Here is a 21401-nt window from a genome sequence, read left to right on the forward strand (position 1 = left end):
TCTCCGAACTTTAGTGCATATAAGAAGTCTATTGTTTGCCTTTATAGCTTCTTCAGGCCTCCTTGACCATTCTGCAAATCTATAACCGTGATTTCTGGACGTGAAAATAATCGATAGGGAATTCGAGTGGTCCCGAGTCCGCGGTTTACATACAAGGATAAATGACCAATTGAATAGGATCCTTCTCTATATTTTTCTGCAAAAGGCGGAGTTACGATAGCGCCTATCAATGGAAATTGAATTTGTCCGCCATGACTATGTCCGCTTAATTGTAATTGAACAGGGTAACTGGTTGTATAATCGGCATAATCAGGAGCGTGAGACATAAGTATAGTAAATAATTCATCTGATTGTTCTGGTATACTTACATCCAGATTGGGCTTGCCAAGCATTGCATCATCAACGCCGCTTATTACGATTTGACTGCCATCCTTCAGGGTAATGATGTTTGATTCATTTACAAGCAGGGTAAATCCACTATTAATCATAATCTCTTTGTACATCTCTGTACCATAACCACCATGGTCATGATTGCCATACACGCTGTATTTACCAAGCGGTGCCTCTAGCTTACTTAATAATGTAGTGAGTTCGGGGGTTACCTGATAATCATTCGGATTATCTATTAAGTCGCCTGTAAAGCAAATAATATCAGGCTGAAGTGATTGAATGGTTTCAACCGTTTTCTCTAAATCTGATAGACTATATTGAAAACCTAAATGAGTATCACTGAACTGGACAATTCTTATATTATGAAATGGTTCAGGAATGAGTGGATGTGAATAGGTGAAATTTGTTAGATCAATCCTAGATGGTTCAATAGCTTTCATATAAAACCGCCCTGCGACAAGAGAGCAAAAAATAGCTGCTACATAGATGAATAATTTCTTAAAGAAGAATCGTCTGGTTATTTTTTTCATTGTAATGTTCCTATCTTATAATGTTATATTTTATCCTATCATTCAATATCTGGATTGTTAAGATGTAGGAGTATTAATTTTTGATTACAAATATATGTGCTATTTGGTCTATAGAATAACGGTTTTAATTAAGGTAAAATCAAAGAATGATGGGTATTTAGATTGACTAGATTTTTAATTTATAAGAGTTAACTGAATGGACAGTTTTATTCTGAGGACGAGGGTGTTGCAGATGAATAGAGCCAAATCATACGAAATGATGTATCTTCCTTCAAAGATAGGAATGATCAAAGTGTATATGTATGGATTTCATAAAAATGGAGATCCAGGCAGAGTATTTGTTATGCTTAATGATTTAAAGGTAAACAGCAAGGGAACCAATAAGAAAGAAACCTTAATATGTACCCTTTCTAAACTAAATGAACTCATTAATCAATCATAAAAGTATTAGCATAAGATAAAGATATGGTTAAAAAGGATAGTTATTTGGCTATCCTTTTTCTTTTTTATGTTTTTATTTAGGTTCTATACATGACCTTTTGATAAAGGATGAAAGACGTTTTCAATAATTTAGCTATGCTTTTAAAATTTACTGTGAGCTGTAATGTTGCTCTAGTACCATTTTCTGCACTCACCACACAGTGTTAATCTCTTAACATGAATATTTTCAGTAAAAACCTAATCATACAAGTAGTTTTATAGCATGTATGAGAAGGTTTTAGTGCTGTCCCCCTCATCCCTTCATTTAAAACTTATCTCATTTGTATTCATTTAAATTATTTGGTTTTTATTTTAACTATAATTGACAGAATTTTATGATATAATAAAAATGAATGTTCATTCATTTTTATAGCGGAGGGTTGTTATGAAGGGGAAAGTAGTGATTATTACTGGCGGTTCAAGTGGGATGGGGAAGGCTATGGCACAACGCTTTGCACAAGAGGGAGCAAAAGTAGTCATAACTGGAAGGAATAAAGAGAAACTGGAAACCACATTAAAGGAATTTTCGGTTGATCGAGAGAATACGTTGGCCGTTCAGATGGATGTTCGTAATGTCGAGGATGTTAAGAGAACAATTGATGAGACGGTTAGTAAATTTGGTACCATTGATTATCTGATTAATAACGCAGCAGGGAATTTTATTTGTCCTGCTGAGGATTTATCACCGAACGGATGGAAATCTGTCATTGACATCGTCTTAAACGGTACTTTTTACTGCAGTAGTTTAGTTGGAAAGTATTGGATTGAAAATGGTATTAAAGGATCTATCATTAATATGGTCGCTACCTATGCGTGGGATGCCGGTCCATATGTCATTCACTCAGCATCTGCAAAGGCAGGTGTACTGACAATGACTAGAACTTTAGCAGTGGAATGGGGAAAAAAATACGGTATAAGAGTAAATGCGATAGCTCCTGGACCGATCGAAAGAACTGGTGGGGCTGATAAGTTATTCCAATCTGAAGAAGCGGCACAGAGAACCATCGATAGTGTTCCTCTTGGAAGATTGGGAACACCGGAGGAAATCGCTGATTTAGCATTGTATCTATTATCTGATCGGGCTTATTTCATAAATGGTGATTGTATAACTATGGATGGCGGTGCTCATCTTAATCAGTATCCTTTTTAAAGGTAGAAAATACCTATAAAATACCATGCTAAGCTCAAGTTGATGAACGTAGCATATTACAGATAAAAAGAATCTAATTCAAATAGCGAATTGGATTCTTTTTTTTGCATCCAGGATTCTTTTTAATAGAGACACTCGGGTAGTTTTTTCTGATCAATATTATACTATGGATGTTACGTTTTTAAGTTCCGTAAGCCCATGCTGTTACCAGTCCCAAGGGAAAGGTGTGGCAAGGGCTTAAGAAAGCCGTAGGAAGCATGTATACCATACCTAAGGCTAGGTAAAGGTGAAGGGGAGTTGGAGGAAGGGTGAACGAGAACATCTTTTTGGCATCTTTGCCATGGGTTAGGTGCTGGCAAGAAATAAGAAAGGTCGTTACAAACTCCTATTTGTCTTATTTCTCGGGATAAAGTGTTTATTCTGGTAAAAAGGGGAATAAGCTAATTAAGGCCTTGAGATAGTGGATTCATAAAAAGGAGGATCATAATGAGAAAGCTTTTAACAGCATTGTTTACTGTCATACTTGTACTAGCAGCTTCTCCTCTTGCTAAAGTAGATGCTAACAGTAAATTGGATAAACAGGATACATTTAATCTATTGAATGAAGCATTTAAAATGCAAGTATCTCTTTCTGACCAACCAAGAACGATGGACGAAATTCGCGATTTATTAAAAGAGTCCTTCTCAGAGGAATACACTGAGGATTTTATAAACACGAATGTACAAGAAAGTAGAGATGGCAATGGCTATCAGACTTACGGTACGGATATTGCACTTTATTATATTCCGTTTTTTACATACAGCGATGATACTAAAATCGGTTATAGTTCAACGAATAATCACTGGTATGTTTATGAATGGTTTCCGGAAAATACTGACGGACCACTCAGTTCTGAAGGACATTATGAAGCAATCGGGCTAATATATGACCATAATAAATGGGTAATTAATGATTATCAGATAGCTTTCGACCCCGAAGTACTTGACGGCAGTAAAGAAACCGTGCAAAAAGTGAGTGAAGAGGAAGAACCATACAGCCAGACCTTCATAGAAGGAATGACCGATTATATTAGCTATGGATTTATTAATCAAATGTCTCATTGGTTTGGAATAGATGGTTTGAAATAAATTTGCATAGAAAAAGCTAATCCTTTTATATAAGAGGATTAGCTTTTTCTATGAGTTATTTTGAGAGGTTTAGCTGTTCCATAATTCGTTGCTGATCAAATCCAATGATTACTTCTTCACCAATCACAAAAGTGGGAGTAGAATAGGAATCATATTTTGTCATTAATATTTTTTTTGCTTTTGGATCCTTCTGTATATCTTTTAAGGTATACGGAATATTGTGTTCATCAAAATAATTTTTGGCGTAAGCACATGGCGGGCAGCCTGGTTGTGTAAAAAAGATAACGGATTTCAAAGTCCTCTTTCCTTCTTTCAAAATCTTTGTTTCTAATAGTATACATCAATCTTTTCTGAGAGGGATATTTTCATTTATTTTTTCTTTATTTTATCCATTTGGCTGAGTCAGGGTAATTTGAAACAATAGTGAAGTTATCATAATAAAGTATGGTACATTAAAAAGTGTGCTAAGTCCCCCATCCAATAGATTGGGTGAGGACTAATTAAAGCTGTAAAGAGGATAAAATTGTTTTTATTAATGAAAAAAACAACCCCGGAATTTTTCTTAGAACGTTTTTATGATAAAATGAGGAAGTCTCTAAAAAAAGAGATGAAATAAAGGGTATAACCATCAAATACGTTATAATGAATTTGGGTATACAAATAATGCCTATTCCTCTATTCTGTTACTAATGGCCAGTCCATAAGCAACAATATTTATTTGTTGGTAAGTCATGAAAGGAGCATATATTAGATATGTCACGATTACAAGGAATTCTATCACGCTTAAAAAACCTACAGGAGCAAGGAAAAGTATCTGATACAGCACAACGTGTGTTTGAAGTTGAAGGCCAGGTTAAATGCCAGGTATCTTATTTCGATAAAACTGAAACATTCGAATTAGAGATTTTCCAGGACAAAGGAAAGACTATGAAGTATCAATTTGATAATGTTGATATGATTGCAATTGAAATTTTCGAGTTAATCTATAGCTAATTTGAAAATTTAAAAGTGATTTGGTTATAATCCGTTATCATTTTCCTGATGGCATTTGTCCTAATTGTAGAAGGAATGACCTCTGAAAAGCTCTAATTGAATTAAGCCAGATGTTCGAGAAGCAGGATTTCTTACTGTCGGTTTGAACAATTGAGTCTTCCAAGCCAAATCAAAAGTGGATGAACAGGAATTAACTATATAAGGGGTTCTTAACCATGTTAGATATACAAAAGTTAGATGGATTTGACCTGACTGTGAAGGATTTAATGATTCCATCTGAACGTGTTGCTCATGTGCAACAGGAAAATAATCTGGAACATGCTTTACTGGTACTAACACGAAGTGGATATACTGCCATACCGGTACTGGGCCATGATTATAAATTGCATGGCTTGATCAGTACACCCAAGATTATGGATGCTATATTGGGTCTTGAGCGAATTGAATTTGAAAAACTGGAAGAGATGAAGGTTGCCGAAGTGATGGATTCAAGTCTTCCAAGTCTCAAAGAAAATGATTCGATTGAGAAGGCGATGGACTTACTTATTGACCATCCGTTTATATGTGTTGTGGGTACGGCAGGAACGTTCGAAGGAATATTGACCAGAAGGCAAGTTATGAAGCAAACCAACCGTATATTAAAAATCATTAAATATAATTAAAATCAGTCATCTCTATCAATGATTACGAAATAGGGTAAATTTTAATAAAACGTCTGGAATAAATTTTCCGGGCGTTTTTTAATTTGTATAAACCTTTAAGAAAGTACATAAAAAGTAATGAGGAAAGAAAAAGCGGTAGTATGGATTACAGTGACTTAGTCCTCCTGCGAAGTTAAATAACTGGTGTTTTCTTTATTAAGGATCGAAATTAGTTAAAATGAAAGGGAGGAGGGGGGAGTGTGGAAGGATGGAGGTATACAATTCATTGCATAAACCTAAAAGGAATAGTAGGGAAACAAAGAGGCTGCTTGTACTAATTTCAATTATATTGGCCTTATTTATGGGTGCTATAGAAGGGACTATCGTTTCAACGGCCCTGCCTGAAATCGTTGGCGAGCTGGGAGGTTTCTCTTTATATAGCTGGGTTTTCTCTGCCTATTTGCTAATGAACACGGTAACTGTATTAATATATGGCAAGCTATCTGATTTATTTGGAAGAAAACCGGTGTTGTTATTTGGTATGACCATCTTCTTGGTGGGGTCTCTTGGTTCTGGGTATGCATGGTCCATGCAAAGCTTAATTACCTTTCGATTAATCCAAGGCTTTGGATCTGGAGCCATTACTCCGGTTGCGATGACAATTATCGGGGATATTTACAAGAAAGAAGAAAGGGCAAAAATACAAGGGTATTTATCCAGTGTTTGGGGTATATCTGCTATTTTAGGACCAGTATTAGGTGGTTTATTGATTGAGTATCTATCATGGAGCTGGATCTTTTGGATGAATATCCCGCTTGGAGTGCTCTCTATAGCAGGTTTGTTGTTTTTCTTTCATGAGCATAAAAAAGTTAAAAAGCAAAAGGTTGATTATGTTGGATCTGTATTGCTTACAATGACCTTGTCACTTTTAATGTATATTTCTGTAGAAGGTGGCATAGCATTTTCCTGGTTTTCTTTAACCAATTTGTTGTTCATCTCCTTTATACTGCTTTTGGTCATAGTATTTGTTAAGTATGAAATTAGGGTGGCAGAGCCGGTAATGCCCTTTTCAATCTGGAAGAACAAATCAATTTTATTTGCAAATCTGACATCTCTGACAACAGGTATCATGTTGATTGGGATATCAAGCTATTTACCAACTTTTGTACAAGGGGTCATGGGGAAATCGCCAACTATAGCAGGATTTACACTTACTGCTATGTCTATTGGATGGCCAATAGCTTCTTCTCTATCAGGCAATTTGATGCTGAAAATTGGATACCGCAGTACTTGTATGGCTGGCGGCTTTTTTTTAGTATTAGGAGGCTTGATCTTCATACTTTTGCCTTACTACGTCCATGTCCTTTTGGCAGCATCGGGATCTTTTTTTATTGGAGTAGGAATGGGGCTGACCAGCACGGCATTCATTGTTTCCATCCAATCCACAGTGGATTGGAATCTAAGAGGTGCTGCAACAGCTGCAAATATGTTCATGAGAAATCTGGGAAATACAATAGGTGCAGCATTGTTAGGAGGCATTTTGAATAATCGTTTAAATGCCTACTTTATACAAAATGCGGTAGGAAATGAAACTTTACATCTAAACTCGATAAATGAATTGTTGAACTCAGACATTCGTTCTTCATTAGAGCCAGGAAAGTTGCTACTTCTCCAGAAAGGATTGACACACTCATTAAGTATCGTTTATGCCATTGTCTTTATTTTAGCGATTGTGAGTGCGATATTAATCTTGAAAATGCCAAAAGAGAGCGAGGGTGTCTAGCTGATTTTGCTATAGGATATTATTTGCAGTTCAGCAGACTATAAAGGTAAAATAAAGTGAGTTGTCTGATTAAGATAAGATTGGTTTGTGAGGAGAGCAAATGGTTATAACTGATTTTGAATTATTAGATACACTTGCTGTGGAATTAAATTTGCGTAAGACTGCCGAAAGAATGTTTGTCTCCCAGCCAGCACTTTCACAGCGTCTTCAATCGATAGAAAGAGAATGGGGAACACCGCTTTTTATAAGGTCCGCAAAAGGGATGACATTAACAGAAGCGGGAGAAATTGTTGTCCAATATGCCAGGGAATCCTTAAAATTAAAAGAAAAAACACGGGAAAAAGTGGATGCTCTTAATCATAATGTGCAGGGTACATTAAAGATTGCCAGTGCTTCTATCGTAGGTCAGTATTGGCTCCCAAAAGTATTGAAAAAATATGTCAGTAAATATCCTAATGTGAAAATTTCATTGGTTACAGGCTGGAGCAGTGAAATGATTGAAAATATATATAATGGAGAGTCACATATTGGTATACTTAGAGGAGCACCTGATTGGCATAGCTATAAAAAGCTATTGTTCAGTGATCACTTATACCTTGTGGATACCGAACTAAGCCAATTATCAGATGCTTTATCTACAGAAAGACCGTTCATCCTGTTTAAAAGTGATTCAAACTATTATCGCGAGATTCAAAACTGGTGGATTCGCCATTATGGCATTCCTCCGACACGCACCATCTTAGTCGATCAAATTGAAACTTGCAAACAAATGGTAATGAATGGAATTGGTTATGCCATATTGCCCGGGATTTCTTTAAGAGAAGGAGAAGCTTCTTATTTTAAGCATCCTTTATATGACCTTGAAGGACGGTCTGTAGAAAGAAAGACATGGCTTGTAAGCTATGACGCTTCACTTGAACTTAGACAGGTTAAGGCATTTGTTAAATTAATAGAGGAGATGGATCAAAAATGAAATCTCAATTCTTGTGTTTCTTAATCCTGTCTGTTAATGTAATAGAAAATTATTTAGGGGAGAGAAGTATTACATGAAAATGATGGATGCAAATGAAATTATCTCTTTTATCGGGAATAGCGAAAAAAAAACACCGGTTAAAGTATACATAAAGGGAGATATCAGTGAACTGGTCTTTAACTCTGAAGTAAAAGCCTTCATTAATGGCAATACAGGGGTAATCTTTGGGGAGTGGTCTGATATTCAACCGACATTAGAAGAAAATAAGGCGAAAATAGAAGATTATGTTATTGAAAATGACCGTCGAAATTCTGCAATTCCACTATTGGATTTAAAAGGAATTAATGCAAGAATTGAGCCGGGTGCGGTTATTCGTGATCAAGTTCATATTGGCAATAACGCAGTCATTATGATGGGAGCATCTATTAATATTGGTGCAAGCATAGGTGATAAAACGATGATTGACATGAACGTTGTGCTTGGCGGACGTGCCACCGTCGGCGAAAATTGTCATATTGGAGCTGGAGCAGTGTTGGCTGGAGTGATTGAGCCGCCTTCCGCTAATCCGGTTGTGATTGAGGATAATGTGCTGGTTGGTGCCAATGCGGTTATTTTAGAAGGTGTACGAGTAGGTGAAGGTGCTGTAGTTGCTGCAGGCGCAATTGTAGTTGAAGATGTTCCGGCTCATACAGTAGTGGCGGGTATTCCAGCCAAAGTGATTAAGACCATTGATGAGAAGACAAAATCTAAAATTGAAATGAAGGACGAACTTCGTCAATTATAAGAAAGAAAGTAAAGGCGTGGAGATCTTGATTTCCATGCCTGTTTTTAAATTGGAGGAGAGGTGAGTTTGGATATGGAGAAGCTAATCGCGGTTAGGAGAGACTTGCATCGAATCCCTGAACCGGGTTATAAGGAATTTAAGACTCAACAATATTTGATTGATTACATAAAAAATTTACCTGGGGAGCGAATAGAATGGGTAAAATGGAGAACAGGCATCTTTGTAAGAGTGAGAGGGTTAGCACCTGTTAAAACGATTGGTTATCGTGCAGACATAGATGGTTTACCGATTAGGGAAGAAACGGAGCTGTCCTTTAAATCTGAACATGCAGACTATATGCATGCATGTGGCCACGATTTTCATATGACTATTGCCCTTGGCGCTTTGACCAATCTTGTTAATAATCCAATCAATGATCATGTTCTATTTATGTTCCAGCCTGCAGAAGAAGGACCTGGCGGAGCGGAAGAAATGATTGCTACTGAGCAGTTTTTAAAATGGAAACCGGATATGATTTTTGGATTGCACATAGCTCCTGAATATCCTGTAGGAACGATTGCGACCAAAACAGGGTTGTTATTTGCTAATACTTCGGAGATTTTTATTGATTTTAAAGGAAAGGGCGGGCATGCGGCCTATCCGCATTTAACGAATGATATGGTGATTGCATCCTGCCAGTTTGTTAATCAGCTTCAGACCATTGTAGCCAGAAATATTAATCCGCTCGATTCAGCTGTTGTTACGATTGGGAAAATAACAGGAGGAACTGTGCAAAATAGTATTGCGGAAGATGCACGTATAGAAGGTACGATTCGGACACTTTCTGACGATACTATGCTGTTGATTCGTAGAAGAATACTGGAACTGTCCAAAGGAATGGAAATTGCTCTTGGTTGTAAAATAAATGTTGATTTTGGCGCATCGTATTACCAAGTATACAATGAAGAAGAGTTGACTGAAGAGTTTATGGATTTTCTGTATCAACGTCAGGATACGTCATTAGTCAAATGTAAGGAGGCGATGACGGGAGAGGATTTCGGATACATGATTAAAGATACACCAGGCTTTATGTTCTGGCTCGGTGTTCAGTCATCATATGGATTGCATCATGCAAAATTAAATCCTGATGAGCGGGCACTTCCTTTTGCTGTATCCGTTATATCAGACTATATCCGCATGAAATCAATATAAAAAGTAGAACCCGACTGAGAAAAAACCAGCCGGGTTCTATACTTATTATCCATTTCCTTCAGCAGCAGCATATTGAAGTCTGATTTGATCCATGGCTATTTTAATCTTGGAACGTAATTGACGTTCAACATGATATTGCTGTCCGTTTCTTGTTCTGGCAACTATTCTAATTGTATAATCAGATGTCCCCATATCTTGGATGCCGAGGATTTCAGGTCCCATCAGGATATCATCATCCTTTTCTGCCATGGTATGGCATATTTCTTTTATGGCTTTTGTGATTTCCTCCAAATTGTCCTCTGTTTTAAGTTTTATTTCTACCATAGCGCGCATAGCACCCCGGGAGTGATTGCTCAGTATAGCAATCTGCCGATTTGGGATATAGTGAAGACTTCCATCATACCCTCTTATTTGGATTGTTTTAAGTCCAACTACCTCAACAGCGCCGTTGATAACACCTATTGTCACTTCATCCCCAACATCAATTTGTTTTTCCAAGAGGATAAAAAAGCCCGTTACTACATCACTCACTAAGCCTTGTGCGCCAAAACCAACTGCTAAGCCAACGATTCCGGCACCAGCAAGAATCGCACTAACATTAATACTGAACATTTCCAAGATGGTAACAATTAAGATAAATATAAAGACATAGCCAACGGCATTTTTAGTTAAGCATTCCAATGTTTTAGTGCGGTTCTCTGAAAGGTTTTCTTTCGCCTGCATGCGAGAGAAAATAGTTTCAATGACTTTATAGGTAAAAGCTCGCACTAATTTATAGATTACATAAAATAGAAAGATTTTTAGAGCCAAAATTCCAATATCAAAAAGCCAGCTTTCCCATTCTAAATCAGAAAATTTAAAACCCATTACGATCGTATGATTCATTAAACCAATCCTTTCCTAACACCTTACTTTTGATTATAAACAGAAGTGTTGAATAATGGTAGAAACTATTTTTTTTGGTATACTATAATCCTGATATGATAGGAAAGTGTATACATTCTATCCCTATCATAATAGAATAATATAGGTATACCATAAAGCAAGAAGAATGGTTTGCCAAGTGATAGGTAAAATGTTGAAAAAAACATAATAGTCTATACACATAAATTAATAGAATGATAAAGATCTAGAAGGATTGACAGGAATGTTGGCGGAACTTAAACCAAGCCGTTATTAGGAAATGATTAAAAAACAGGGTGAAACTTGAACGGTACTATGTATTGTTTAGCATATCCCGAGAATTTTCTGATTCGATTTTCCTTGGAATCCAGAGTGAGGCCCACGGATTGCAAATGATAACAGGCTGTAAAAGAATCAGGGCACTGCCGGAAATATGTAATGGTTAATGCCTTTTGTGTTAAATACTTCAATAAGGATTAATCAATCAATAAAAAAGAAGGAGTCGTCATATCTTGAGTTTTGAATTGCTGACAATAACGGTATTATGGTCCTTCCTTTATGTATATGTTATTATCGCTTCGATTGAGTTTGGGGTAGGTTTTTTTACATATTATGGACGTTTTAAAGGGAAGCATGTGGGGATTTCCAAATGGAGAGGTAATTATGATCCAAGGCTATGGCATATCACCATGATTTTCTTTATTTTTTTTGTAGCAGGGTTAATTGGTTTTTACCCATCAACATTTTATTACTTTGCCAGAGCACTCGTTATACCGGGACTGGTTGTTTTAATGCTCGTTGTTGTCAGATTTTTGGCGCATTTTATGTACAAAAAAGGAAATAAAACGAGTTGGTCTTTTTTATTTATATATGTTACGACAGGTATTCTCATTCCAGCCTCTTTATCAATAGGCCTTACAATATCGGAGGGAGGCTTTATTAAAAGGGAAGGTGAGCAAGTATATCTTCTGGCTAAAAAATTATTCTTGAGTCCTTACTCATGGAGTGTCGTATTTCTGGCTATAGTGAGTGTATTGTTTATAAGTGCAGTATTCTTGCTTTACTATAAGGGAAAGACAAATGATAAGGAAGAAAGCTTGACTGCAAGGGGGTATGCTCTTTTTTGGAGTGTTCTCACGATGATTGCAGTTGTTTTAGCTACGATATCACTCCGAGGCCATAATCTGCGGCACTTTAATAATGGCTTGGATATTTGGTGGATATTTGCTTTATCATTATGTTGTTTTATGGCGGCATTATATTTAATTATTAAAAATAAGAGGCATGGTTTAGCTTTTATTTATGTGTTGCTTCAATTTTTATTTGCTTTCTTTGGGTATGGCATATCACACCTTCCTTACATACTGGATCCATTTATTACGCTGGATTCATTTAATGGCCGTTATGTATGGATAACCCTGAGCTTTTTATTATTATTTGGATTATTACTGCTTATTCCGTTTACTTTGTTAATCAATAAAATGCTGTTTCGGACAAAAGGTGAATAAAAAGAGCGGGTCCCATTTTAAGGGATCCGCTCTTTTGGTATTTATACTTCCATGATAATTGGCAGAATCATTGGACGACGTTTTGTCCTTTCGTATAAGAAAGGTCCCAGTGTATCTGTCACTTGGTTTTTAATTTCAGACCACTGTGTCGTTTTGCGTACCAGGATTTTGTTCAAGTGCTGTGTGATAAGGTGTTGAGCTTCATTAATCAAATCTCCTGATTCTCTCATATAGACAAAACCGCGAGAAATGATATCTGGGCCGGCAGCAATTTTGAATTCCTTCATATTCATGCTGACTACAACAATCACAAGGCCCTCTTCAGATAGTATACGACGGTCACGTAAGACAATGTTTCCAATGTCCCCAATTCCGCTGCCGTCAATATAAACATTTCCTGAAGGTACTTTGCCAGCAACTGTGGCGCTATCCTGAGTAAGTGCCAGTACTTCGCCGTTATCCATAATAAAGCAATTTTCTTCTTTTACTCCGCAATCCACAGCGGTTTGTACATGTGTTCGCTGCATGCGATACTCTCCATGGATTGGCATAAAGAATTTAGGTTTCATTAATCGAAGCATTAATTTCTGTTCTTCCTGTCCGCCATGGCCTGATGTATGAATATTGCTTAAAGGGCCATGAATGACATCTGCTCCTGCACGGAATAACATATTAATCGTCCGTGAAACACTGACAGTATTACCTGGAATAGGTGATGATGAGAATACAACAGTATCCCCTGGATTTATTTGAATTTGTCTGTGGGTCCCATTTGCTATTCTGGATAAAGCAGCCATTGGCTCGCCCTGTGAACCCGTACACAAAATCGTTACTTCGTTCGCTGGTAATCTGTTTAATTGATGTGTATCAATAAACGTCTCTTTTGGTGCTGTAATATAGCCGAGTTGAAGGCCAATCTCAATCGCATTTTCCATACTGCGGCCAAAAACGGCTACTTTACGGTTGTTTTGGACAGCTGCTTCTGTAACTTGCTGCAGTCGATGAATATTTGAAGCAAAGGTTGCGAAAATAATGCGTCCTTCTACTTTTCGGAATATATCTTGTATATTGTCGCCTACTCGGCGCTCAGACATGGTAAAATTAGGAATTTCACTATTCGTACTGTCTGAGAGAAGACAAAGTACACCTTCTTTACCGATTTCAGCCATTTTGGTTAAATTGGCAGGTTCTCCAACCGGAGTGAAATCGAACTTAAAATCACCGGTATGTACGATATTTCCCTGTGGAGTTTTAACCACAATACCATATGCATCCGGGATACTGTGAGTGGTCCGATAGAAAGTAACGGAAGTTTTCCGGAACTTAATCAAATCGTCCTCTTTAATTTCATGGATAATGGCTTGTCTGAGTAAACCGTGCTCTTCTAACTTTTTCTTCAATAACCCGAGTGCAAGCTTACCTCCATAGAGAGGAATATTCACTTGCTTTAGCAAATAAGGAATCCCGCCAATATGATCCTCATGGCCATGTGTGATAAATAAACCTTTAATCTTGTCCGCGTTTTTCACGAGATAGGAATAATCGGGAATGACATAGTCGATTCCGAGTAATTCGTCCTCTGGGAACTTAATTCCAGCATCAATTAAAATGATTTCATCCTGGAACTGAACCCCGTATGTGTTTTTGCCGATTTCGCCTAGCCCTCCAAGGGCGAAAACGGCTGTTTGGTCGTTTTTAACAAATTTCATAAATTATTTGGTCTCCATAATACGGAAATCCGGATTTCGTTTTTCAAATTCCAGATATTCATCTGTAAGAACTTGAACATATTCAATATTGTATGGAAGGCTTTTCAACTTTTGACGAACATCTCTTTCAGATTTCCCCTCAACGTAAACTGATTTAGTATTTTCGCGAACGGGTGTCTCTGCTAAATTTTCCTGAAAAAAAACTTTATAAATCATGTAAATCTCTCCTAACTTACTCTTCTAAAATTTATAAATAAAGAGGTGGCAAGGAGCAACAACCAGGCCACCTTATCTATTGATATTCATTATTTCCATCTGCAATAAAACATTCATTAACTCTATTATAAGAAAATATCCTAACAATTGCATGTTTAAACATCTTCAATAGAAGGACTGTTATCTACTTTACCGTATAGAATAAGCCCTCCGCAAGGATATTTGAAGGGCTTTTCAAAAAATTATGCAATTGATTTTCTGCCGATGAGGTCTTTCCATTGTTTAAGAAGCCTTTTTTTGAGCTTTTTTAACATGGCTGACCATCTCCTTTATCTATTATTTTAATGGTTATTATGCGTTTGGTAAATATACTTGGCATAATGTAAGCAGCTTTTTTAAAAATTAATTAATCGGTGTACTCATAAGTAGTATATGCTTGGATGCATAAGCTTATATTGTAATTTGTTAACAATAATGGGAGTACTTGCTTAAGAAGTAGCAGAATTCTCGTGCGACCCTAAGTTAATACATTGATTAATTAGTACTTTTTTCTGATAAGATTCGTCATGCAGTGGTTTGCTACCTATTATGATAATATGGTTGTTGAGAATTATTCGTTAATATAGATAGTATGGTGCATCTGGGAGGAATTTTTTTATGGGTAAAATTGTATTTTTTGATATTGATGGTACACTGTTGGATTCTGAAAAGAAATTACCGGAGTCTACAAAAGAAGCGATTCGTTTACTGAAGGAAAATGGGACTTATGTTGCGATTGCAACGGGTAGAGCGCCTTTTATGTTCAGCCACCTTCTTCAAAAACTCGATATTGATTCTTTTGTAAGCTTTAATGGTCAATATGTTGTTTTTGAGCAAGAGATGATTTATAAAAATCCTCTATCTGAATCTCAATTGGAGCAACTAACAATAAACAGCCATTCGAATGGGCATTCCATGATTTATATGAATGAGAAAACCATGAAAGCCAATGCAGTTCACGATCCATTTATTGAAGAGAGCCTAGGAACTCTTCATTTTCCACATCCTGAAGAGAAAGTGGACTTTTATAAAAATCATGAAATATATCAAGCGCTATTGTTTTGTGAAGAACACCATACTGCGCTTTATGAAGGAAATTATCCAGAGCTTCAGTTTATACGCTGGCATCCGTATGCAATGGATGTTGTGCCAAATGGCGGCTCAAAGGCCAAAGGGATTGAACATGTGATCAAGCGTAAAGGTTTTTCGATGGATGAAGTTTATGCATTCGGAGATGGGTTGAATGATTTAGAAATGATTAAGGCGGCCGGAACAGGTGTAGTTATGGGAAATGGAGCTGCTATATTAAAAAAAGAGGCAGACTTTATTACAAGAGACGTCGATTCAGACGGAATATATTATGGATTAAAGGAATTGAAGCTAATATAAAAACCGGTGAGTATTCACCGGTTTTTATTTATCAATCACAACCGCATTTTCTAAATGCGCATATGGATCTTTAGGGTTTATATGATCATAGAACATAACGCCATTTAAATGATCTATTTCATGCTGGATAATGATGGCCATCATACCGCTTAATCTTAATGTAATTTCTTCCCCTTCGAGTGTATAAGCATGTACTTTCACTTTATTGTGACGAGGCACATAACCTGGGATGGCTCTATCCACTGATAAACATCCTTCTCCAGATGCCAAATAAGCTTTCTGAACAGAATGGCTTATGATTTTTGGATTGAAGAGACAATAGCTATGAAGTTTGTTTTTATCATCTGTAGCATGAATAGCAATCATTCTTTTTGAAATATTAATTTGAGGAGCTGCTAACCCAACTCCGGCACGCAAACCATATTTATCGGCTATTTCTGGATTCTGGCTGTTTTGAACATACTCCATTAAGCTTTTGAGAATTTCCTGGTCCTCTTTAGTAGGCGGAATTTGTACTTCTTCAGCTCTTTTTCGAAGAGTAGGATGGCCTTCTCTAATAATATCTTCCATCTTAATCATGATTTCACCTCATAAAACTGTCCATTTATACAATATAGTCTATCAAACCCTGAATAAAAAGTTAATAAAGACATCAACAATCTTATCATATAAGTAAAACTTTTGATAACATCATTTTCCGAGTTTCCAAATGCGTGATGATAGCCGAAAAGTTCCTGATCTTATGATTTTCTTTAAAAAACGATATTTTATTTGCTGATGGATTACAAAATGGCCTTTATTGGGTATTATTTCTTTTGATTAGGTTATTTGTTGTCATAATTTTCCCATTTAGTTATAGTGAAGATGGAACGGATAGGAGTGTTTATCATGAATAATATTAAAAAGTACTATATTCTTGCAGGGGTATTGGCGTTAATGATTGCTTTAACAGGGTGCCTAAATAAAAGTACTCCGGAAGAGAATATGTATGAGACGTTGGAAGATGTTGCATCCTTGGAAAAAGATTTTGAAGAGCAACAAAAGCCGATTCAAAAGCTTGAAGAAGAAGATAATGAGTTATACGGCAAAATTATAAAATTAGGAATGAAAGAAATTGACGAAATTAAAGTTTTATCTAACGATGCAATTAAGGGTATAGAAAAAAGGCGGGAATTAATGGAGGTAGAAAAGACTTCGATTGATAAAGCGAAAGAGCGCTTCAAGGACTTTGATGGACAAATAGAGGAACTAGAAGATGCTTCTTTACAATCAGAGGCAAAGGAATTAAAGAAAATTATGACAAGCAGGTTTGATGAGTATGACCAATTGTATAAATATTATACAAAGAGTCTTACACAGGAAAACGATCTGTACACTCTCTTTAAGAAAGAGGATGTAACCAAAGACGAATTGGAAGAAAAGATTGAGTCCATTAATGAAACGTACACACAGCTAATAGATTCTAATAAAAAATTTAATGACTTAACGAATGAATATAACGAAAAAAAGATCGCTTTTTATAAAAGTGCGAATTTAGATGTTGATTCAGACCAAGAAAAAAGCCATCCGGAGTGATGGTTTTTTTCTTAGATAATTGAGTGTTTGATAAAGTGATTCATTAAGTTTTGGTGGGTATAGTTAAGTAGAATAACTCCATTAAGCTTTCTCAAGAATCAAATATGATTAAAATTATTATCATCTAAAAATAGTTATTAGGTTTAAAGATTTATTCTATGGCGTGGTTGATACAATCAATTGTTTTGTCCGTAATACTTTAGGGGATTATGGTGGGGAGTACGCATAATGATAAACGATTTCTTACACATTCTGTATTAATATAAAAAGAAGTTAATATATAACAGTTTTATACTGTGTAAAGATTGTGAAAATGTTTACATACTTATAAGCTTTTAATTTGACGCTTAATATTTAAATCGTGTAAACTGTAACTGTTGATACAGTTGTACTACTTTTGATCAAAAGAAAACTAATACAGTTATCTAATGGTTTGATGTGAAAACTGGTATTATGATAATTTAAAGATGGAATATTTACCATTTATAGAAAGGAAGATGTGAATCCTATGGCTTCTAAACAACAAAAAGTCCTTTTCGAGGCAGAGAAGCAGTTGGAAAGCGTAAGCGACCAGTTCAAAACTTTACAAATTTTAAATGAAGAGGGAGAAGTCGTAAATAAATCAGCAATGCCTGATTTAAGTGACGAACAGCTTCAGGAATTAATGAGAAGAATGGTTTACACTCGTATTCTTGATCAACGCTCTATCTCTTTGAATAGACAAGGTCGTCTTGGTTTCTATGCTCCAACAGCTGGACAAGAAGCTTCACAATTGGCATCTCAATTTGCTTTGGAAAAAGAAGATTTCATTTTACCAGGTTATCGTGACGTACCACAAATGATTTGGCACGGACTGCCATTGACTCAAGCTTTCTTATTCTCTCGCGGTCATTTTGCAGGTAACCAAATTCCTGAAGATGTCAATGTAATCTCTCCACAAATCATCATTGGTGCACAATACGTACAATGTGCCGGTGTGGCTCTTGGTATGAAGAAAAAAGGTGCACAATCAGTTGCCATTACATACACGGGTGACGGCGGTGCTTCTCAAGGTGATTTCTACGAAGGAATTAACTTTGCTGGTGCATTTAAAGCTCCTGCAATCTTTATTGTTCAAAACAACCGCTTTGCGATTTCAACACCGGTTGAAAAACAATCGGCTGCGAATACAATTGCACAAAAAGCACTAGCTGCTGGTATCCCGGGTATCCAAGTAGACGGTATGGATCCATTAGCCGTATATACAGCTGTTAAGGAAGCACGTGAAAGAGCAATTAGAGGCGAAGGTCCTACATTAATTGAGACACTAACTTACCGTTATGGCCCGCATACAATGGCTGGCGATGATCCAACACGTTACCGTACAGCTGATCTTGATAATGAGTGGGAAAAGAAAGATCCACTTGTTCGTTTCCGTAAATTCCTTGAAGGAAAGGGATTATGGAGTGAAGAGAAAGAAAACGAAGTTATTGAACAAGCAAAAGAAGATATTAAAGTTGCTATTAAAGAAGCGGATAATACTCCAAAACAAAAAGTAACTGATTTAATTATGAACATGTATGAAGAAATGCCTTACACCCTTGAAGAACAATATGAAATTTATACAGAAAAGGAGTCGAAATAAGCCATGGCCCAAATGACGATGATTCAAGCCATCAATGATGCATTGCGTACTGAAATGCGTAATGATCCTAAAGTTCTCGTTTTTGGTGAGGACGTAGGAGTAAACGGTGGTGTCTTCCGTGCAACTGAAGGATTACAAGAGGAATTTGGAGAAGACCGAATCTTTGATACTCCTTTAGCTGAATCTGGTATCGGTGGATTGGCAATTGGACTTGGTCTACAAGGATTCCGTCCTGTTCCAGAAATCCAATTTTTCGGCTTTGTATTTGAAGTTATGGACTCCATTGCGGGACAAATGGCTCGTATGAGATACCGTTCCGGTGGTTCATATAATTCACCGATTACTATTCGCTCACCTTTTGGTGGCGGTGTTCATACACCTGAGATGCATGCTGACAGCCTTGAAGGTTTAATGGCTCAAACTCCGGGTGTAAAAGTGGTCATCCCATCAACACCTTACGATGCGAAAGGTTTATTAATTTCATCAATCCGTGATAACGATCCGGTTATTTTCTTGGAACACATGAAATTGTACCGTTCATTCCGTCAAGAAGTACCTGAAGGTGAATATACAATTCCTCTTGGTAAAGCTGATGTGAAAAGAGAAGGTACAGATCTTTCTATTATTACGTATGGTGCTATGGTTCAAGAATCCATTAAAGCTGCAGAGGAACTTGAAAAGGAAGGCTTGTCTGCTGAAGTAGTTGATTTAAGAACAATCAGCCCGCTTGATATTGAAACTATTATTGCATCTGTTGAAAAAACTGGACGCGCAATTGTCGTTCAGGAAGCTCAAAAACAAGCAGGTATTGCTGCACAGGTTGTTGCTGAAATTAATGACCGTGCCATTCTTAGCCTGGAAGCACCGGTATTGCGTGTAACTGCGCCTGATACAGTATTTGCATTTTCTCAAGCTGAACCTGTATGGTTGCCAAATCATCAAGATATACTTGAAACTGCAAAAAAAGTTTTAGAATTTTAACATAATAGGAAATGCTTTTGTGGCATTTCCTGACTAACACAACATAACTTTAAAAACTGAAAAGAAAGAGGAGGATGTAAAGCTATGGCTTTTAAATTTAAACTCCCGGATATCGGCGAAGGTATACACGAAGGTGAAATCGTAAAATGGTTCATTAAACCAGGTGATAAAGTACAGGAAGATGACGTACTTTGTGAAGTACAAAATGACAAATCCGTTGTTGAAATTCCTTCTCCAGTAGAAGGTACTGTTCAAGAAGTATTAGTTGAAGAAGGTACTGTAGCTGTTGTGGGTGATGTTCTTGTAACATTTGATGCGCCAGGCTATGAAGATGTTCAATTTAAAGGTGATGAGCATGGTGAAGAAAAAACTGAAGCTCAAGTTCAGTCTACATTAGAAGGCGGACAAGATATTAAAAAAGATGCTGCGACTTCTGATCAACCAAAAGCTCAAACAGGTGCAGGTGCACAGCCTCAAACAGAAGAAACTTCTAATGATCGTGTAATCGCTATGCCATCTGTTAGAAAATTTGCAAGAGAAAACGGCGTGGATATTCACAAAGTTACAGGTACAGGTAAAAATGGCCGTGTATTGAAAGAAGATATCCAAGCATTTATGAACGGTGGACAAGAAAGTGCGCCTGTTAAAGAAACTGCTGCAGAAGAGACTGCTAAACCTGCTGCAACTGCAACTGCTATTCCTGAAGGAGAATATCCTGAAACTCGTGAAAAAATGAGTGGAATCCGTAAAGCTATTTCTAAAGCAATGGTTAACTCTAAACACACTGCGCCACACGTTACATTAATGGACGAAGTAGATGTAACTAAATTGGTTGCTCACAGAAAGAAATTCAAAGAAGTTGCAGCTGAAAAAGGCGTTAAATTAACGTTCCTTCCTTATGTTGTAAAAGCTTTGACAAGTGCATTGAGAGAGTTCCCAGCATTAAATACATCTCTTGACGATGCAACACAAGAAATCGTTCATAAACATTATTACAATATCGGTATTGCGGCTGATACTGAAAGAGGACTTCTTGTACCTGTAGTTAAAGATGCAGATCGTAAATCTATGTTTGCTATCTCTAACGAAATCAACACACTTGCTGGAAAAGCTCGTGATGGCAAATTAGCTGCTAACGAAATGAAAGGTGCTTCTTGTACAATTTCCAATATCGGTTCTGCTGGCGGACAATGGTTCACACCTGTTATCAACCATCCGGAAGTTGCGATTCTTGGAATTGGCCGTATTGCTGAAAAGCCAATCGTTCGTGATGGTGAAATCGTAGCTGCACCAGTATTGTCATTATCATTAAGCTTTGACCACCGTATGATTGACGGAGCTACTGGCCAAAATGCTTTAAATCACATTAAACGCCTATTAAATGACCCAGAATTATTATTAATGGAGGGATAAG

General features: G+C 36.8%; 21 protein-coding genes. 15 read left to right on the top strand and 6 right to left on the bottom strand.

Features of this window, described 5'->3' with window-relative positions; translation table 11 throughout:
- Nucleotides 1–41: 41 nt before the first annotated feature.
- Nucleotides 42–920: a metallophosphoesterase gene (locus tag AC4G3L_RS09600; protein WP_491076733.1), complete on the bottom strand. Its 879-nt coding sequence runs from the start codon at nucleotides 918–920 to the stop codon at nucleotides 42–44.
- 232 nt (nucleotides 921–1152) lie between these two features.
- On the opposite strand from AC4G3L_RS09600, the gene AC4G3L_RS09605 reads away from it, so the two are divergent.
- The 3 genes from AC4G3L_RS09605 (at nucleotide 1153) to AC4G3L_RS09615 (ending at nucleotide 3678) form a co-directional block, all read left to right on the top strand.
- Nucleotides 1153–1362 carry a hypothetical protein gene (locus AC4G3L_RS09605; RefSeq protein ID WP_491076734.1) on the top strand — a complete coding sequence of 70 codons (210 nt, stop codon included), beginning with the start codon at nucleotides 1153–1155 and terminating at the stop codon, nucleotides 1360–1362.
- A 423-nt stretch (nucleotides 1363–1785) separates the two neighbouring features.
- A complete protein-coding gene (gene fadH, locus AC4G3L_RS09610; RefSeq protein ID WP_491076735.1) occupies nucleotides 1786–2550 on the top strand; it encodes a 2,4-dienoyl-CoA reductase in 765 nt (254 codons plus the stop codon).
- A 486-nt stretch (nucleotides 2551–3036) separates the two neighbouring features.
- Nucleotides 3037–3678 carry a DUF3993 domain-containing protein gene (locus AC4G3L_RS09615; protein WP_491076736.1) on the top strand — a complete coding sequence of 214 codons (642 nt, stop codon included), beginning with the start codon at nucleotides 3037–3039 and terminating at the stop codon, nucleotides 3676–3678.
- 55 nt (nucleotides 3679–3733) lie between these two features.
- Here the strand turns inward: AC4G3L_RS09615 and AC4G3L_RS09620 are convergent, their stop codons facing one another.
- A complete protein-coding gene (locus AC4G3L_RS09620) occupies nucleotides 3734–3973 on the bottom strand; it encodes a glutaredoxin family protein (protein WP_491076737.1) in 240 nt (79 codons plus the stop codon).
- A 458-nt stretch (nucleotides 3974–4431) separates the two neighbouring features.
- Between AC4G3L_RS09620 and AC4G3L_RS09625 the strand changes: the two genes are divergently transcribed.
- The 6 genes from AC4G3L_RS09625 (at nucleotide 4432) to AC4G3L_RS09650 (ending at nucleotide 10043) form a co-directional block, all read left to right on the top strand.
- Entirely contained in the window at nucleotides 4432–4671 is a 240-nt protein-coding gene (locus tag AC4G3L_RS09625) for a DUF1797 family protein (RefSeq protein WP_491076738.1), read from the top strand.
- A gap of 215 nt (nucleotides 4672–4886) precedes the next feature.
- Nucleotides 4887–5333, top strand: coding sequence for a cyclic-di-AMP-binding protein CbpB (gene cbpB, locus AC4G3L_RS09630; protein ID WP_491076739.1), 447 nt, complete (start codon nucleotides 4887–4889; stop codon nucleotides 5331–5333).
- 247 nt (nucleotides 5334–5580) lie between these two features.
- Nucleotides 5581–7095 (top strand): MDR family MFS transporter, encoded by a 1515-nt coding sequence (locus AC4G3L_RS09635; RefSeq protein ID WP_491076740.1) that lies wholly within the window; start codon nucleotides 5581–5583, stop codon nucleotides 7093–7095.
- 100 nt (nucleotides 7096–7195) lie between these two features.
- A complete protein-coding gene (gene ccpC, locus AC4G3L_RS09640) occupies nucleotides 7196–8068 on the top strand; it encodes a transcriptional regulator CcpC (RefSeq protein WP_491076741.1) in 873 nt (290 codons plus the stop codon).
- Nucleotides 8069–8141: 73 nt separating this feature from the next.
- Nucleotides 8142–8852 carry a 2,3,4,5-tetrahydropyridine-2,6-dicarboxylate N-acetyltransferase gene (dapD, locus tag AC4G3L_RS09645; protein WP_491076742.1) on the top strand — a complete coding sequence of 237 codons (711 nt, stop codon included), beginning with the start codon at nucleotides 8142–8144 and terminating at the stop codon, nucleotides 8850–8852.
- A 72-nt stretch (nucleotides 8853–8924) separates the two neighbouring features.
- Nucleotides 8925–10043 (top strand): N-acetyldiaminopimelate deacetylase, encoded by a 1119-nt coding sequence (locus tag AC4G3L_RS09650; protein ID WP_491076743.1) that lies wholly within the window; start codon nucleotides 8925–8927, stop codon nucleotides 10041–10043.
- Nucleotides 10044–10088: 45 nt separating this feature from the next.
- On the opposite strand, the gene AC4G3L_RS09655 is transcribed toward AC4G3L_RS09650, so the two are convergent.
- Nucleotides 10089–10928 (bottom strand): mechanosensitive ion channel family protein, encoded by an 840-nt coding sequence (locus AC4G3L_RS09655; protein ID WP_491076744.1) that lies wholly within the window; start codon nucleotides 10926–10928, stop codon nucleotides 10089–10091.
- 530 nt (nucleotides 10929–11458) lie between these two features.
- Here AC4G3L_RS09655 and AC4G3L_RS09660 point away from each other — a divergent pair.
- Entirely contained in the window at nucleotides 11459–12454 is a 996-nt protein-coding gene (locus tag AC4G3L_RS09660) for a cytochrome d ubiquinol oxidase subunit II (protein WP_491076745.1), read from the top strand.
- Nucleotides 12455–12495: 41 nt separating this feature from the next.
- Here the strand turns inward: AC4G3L_RS09660 and rnjA are convergent, their stop codons facing one another.
- A complete protein-coding gene (rnjA, locus tag AC4G3L_RS09665; RefSeq protein WP_491076746.1) occupies nucleotides 12496–14163 on the bottom strand; it encodes a ribonuclease J1 in 1668 nt (555 codons plus the stop codon).
- Nucleotides 14164–14166: 3 nt separating this feature from the next.
- On the bottom strand, nucleotides 14167–14379 hold the full coding sequence (locus AC4G3L_RS09670; RefSeq protein WP_491076747.1) for a DNA-dependent RNA polymerase subunit epsilon: 213 nt from the start codon (nucleotides 14377–14379) through the stop codon (nucleotides 14167–14169).
- Nucleotides 14380–15036: 657 nt separating this feature from the next.
- Between AC4G3L_RS09670 and AC4G3L_RS09675 the strand changes: the two genes are divergently transcribed.
- Nucleotides 15037–15807, top strand: a complete 771-nt coding sequence (locus AC4G3L_RS09675) for a Cof-type HAD-IIB family hydrolase (RefSeq protein ID WP_491076748.1) — start codon at nucleotides 15037–15039, stop codon at nucleotides 15805–15807.
- 24 nt (nucleotides 15808–15831) lie between these two features.
- Here the strand turns inward: AC4G3L_RS09675 and def are convergent, their stop codons facing one another.
- Nucleotides 15832–16386, bottom strand: a complete 555-nt coding sequence (def, locus tag AC4G3L_RS09680; RefSeq protein WP_491076749.1) for a peptide deformylase — start codon at nucleotides 16384–16386, stop codon at nucleotides 15832–15834.
- 309 nt (nucleotides 16387–16695) lie between these two features.
- On the opposite strand from def, the gene AC4G3L_RS09685 reads away from it, so the two are divergent.
- From AC4G3L_RS09685 to AC4G3L_RS09700, 4 genes are all read left to right on the top strand, one after another.
- Nucleotides 16696–17382: a YkyA family protein gene (locus tag AC4G3L_RS09685; RefSeq protein WP_491076750.1), complete on the top strand. Its 687-nt coding sequence runs from the start codon at nucleotides 16696–16698 to the stop codon at nucleotides 17380–17382.
- A gap of 508 nt (nucleotides 17383–17890) precedes the next feature.
- Entirely contained in the window at nucleotides 17891–19006 is a 1116-nt protein-coding gene (pdhA, locus tag AC4G3L_RS09690; protein WP_491076751.1) for a pyruvate dehydrogenase (acetyl-transferring) E1 component subunit alpha, read from the top strand.
- Nucleotides 19007–19009: 3 nt separating this feature from the next.
- Entirely contained in the window at nucleotides 19010–19987 is a 978-nt protein-coding gene (locus AC4G3L_RS09695; RefSeq protein WP_491076752.1) for an alpha-ketoacid dehydrogenase subunit beta, read from the top strand.
- A gap of 84 nt (nucleotides 19988–20071) precedes the next feature.
- Nucleotides 20072–21400: a dihydrolipoamide acetyltransferase family protein gene (locus tag AC4G3L_RS09700; RefSeq protein ID WP_491076753.1), complete on the top strand. Its 1329-nt coding sequence runs from the start codon at nucleotides 20072–20074 to the stop codon at nucleotides 21398–21400.
- Nucleotide 21401 lies beyond the last annotated feature (1 nt).

It is taken from the genome of Bacillus sp. z33 (assembly GCF_058313615.1).

Bases quoted from the DNA above. Each gene is read 5' to 3' on its own strand.
- AC4G3L_RS09600 (WP_491076733.1), bottom strand. From the start codon at position 920: ATGAAAAAAATAACCAGACGATTCTTCTTTAAGAAATTATTCATCTAT.
- AC4G3L_RS09605 (WP_491076734.1), top strand. From the start codon at position 1,153: ATGAATAGAGCCAAATCATACGAAATGATGTATCTTCCTTCAAAGATA.
- fadH (WP_491076735.1), top strand. From the start codon at position 1,786: ATGAAGGGGAAAGTAGTGATTATTACTGGCGGTTCAAGTGGGATGGGG.
- AC4G3L_RS09615 (WP_491076736.1), top strand. From the start codon at position 3,037: ATGAGAAAGCTTTTAACAGCATTGTTTACTGTCATACTTGTACTAGCA.
- AC4G3L_RS09625 (WP_491076738.1), top strand. From the start codon at position 4,432: ATGTCACGATTACAAGGAATTCTATCACGCTTAAAAAACCTACAGGAG.
- cbpB (WP_491076739.1), top strand. From the start codon at position 4,887: ATGTTAGATATACAAAAGTTAGATGGATTTGACCTGACTGTGAAGGAT.
- AC4G3L_RS09635 (WP_491076740.1), top strand. From the start codon at position 5,581: ATGGAGGTATACAATTCATTGCATAAACCTAAAAGGAATAGTAGGGAA.
- ccpC (WP_491076741.1), top strand. From the start codon at position 7,196: ATGGTTATAACTGATTTTGAATTATTAGATACACTTGCTGTGGAATTA.
- dapD (WP_491076742.1), top strand. From the start codon at position 8,142: ATGAAAATGATGGATGCAAATGAAATTATCTCTTTTATCGGGAATAGC.
- AC4G3L_RS09650 (WP_491076743.1), top strand. From the start codon at position 8,925: ATGGAGAAGCTAATCGCGGTTAGGAGAGACTTGCATCGAATCCCTGAA.
- AC4G3L_RS09655 (WP_491076744.1), bottom strand. From the start codon at position 10,928: ATGAATCATACGATCGTAATGGGTTTTAAATTTTCTGATTTAGAATGG.
- rnjA (WP_491076746.1), bottom strand. From the start codon at position 14,163: ATGAAATTTGTTAAAAACGACCAAACAGCCGTTTTCGCCCTTGGAGGG.
- AC4G3L_RS09670 (WP_491076747.1), bottom strand. From the start codon at position 14,379: ATGATTTATAAAGTTTTTTTTCAGGAAAATTTAGCAGAGACACCCGTT.
- AC4G3L_RS09675 (WP_491076748.1), top strand. From the start codon at position 15,037: ATGGGTAAAATTGTATTTTTTGATATTGATGGTACACTGTTGGATTCT.
- def (WP_491076749.1), bottom strand. From the start codon at position 16,386: ATGATTAAGATGGAAGATATTATTAGAGAAGGCCATCCTACTCTTCGA.
- AC4G3L_RS09685 (WP_491076750.1), top strand. From the start codon at position 16,696: ATGAATAATATTAAAAAGTACTATATTCTTGCAGGGGTATTGGCGTTA.
- pdhA (WP_491076751.1), top strand. From the start codon at position 17,891: ATGGCTTCTAAACAACAAAAAGTCCTTTTCGAGGCAGAGAAGCAGTTG.
- AC4G3L_RS09695 (WP_491076752.1), top strand. From the start codon at position 19,010: ATGGCCCAAATGACGATGATTCAAGCCATCAATGATGCATTGCGTACT.
- AC4G3L_RS09700 (WP_491076753.1), top strand. From the start codon at position 20,072: ATGGCTTTTAAATTTAAACTCCCGGATATCGGCGAAGGTATACACGAA.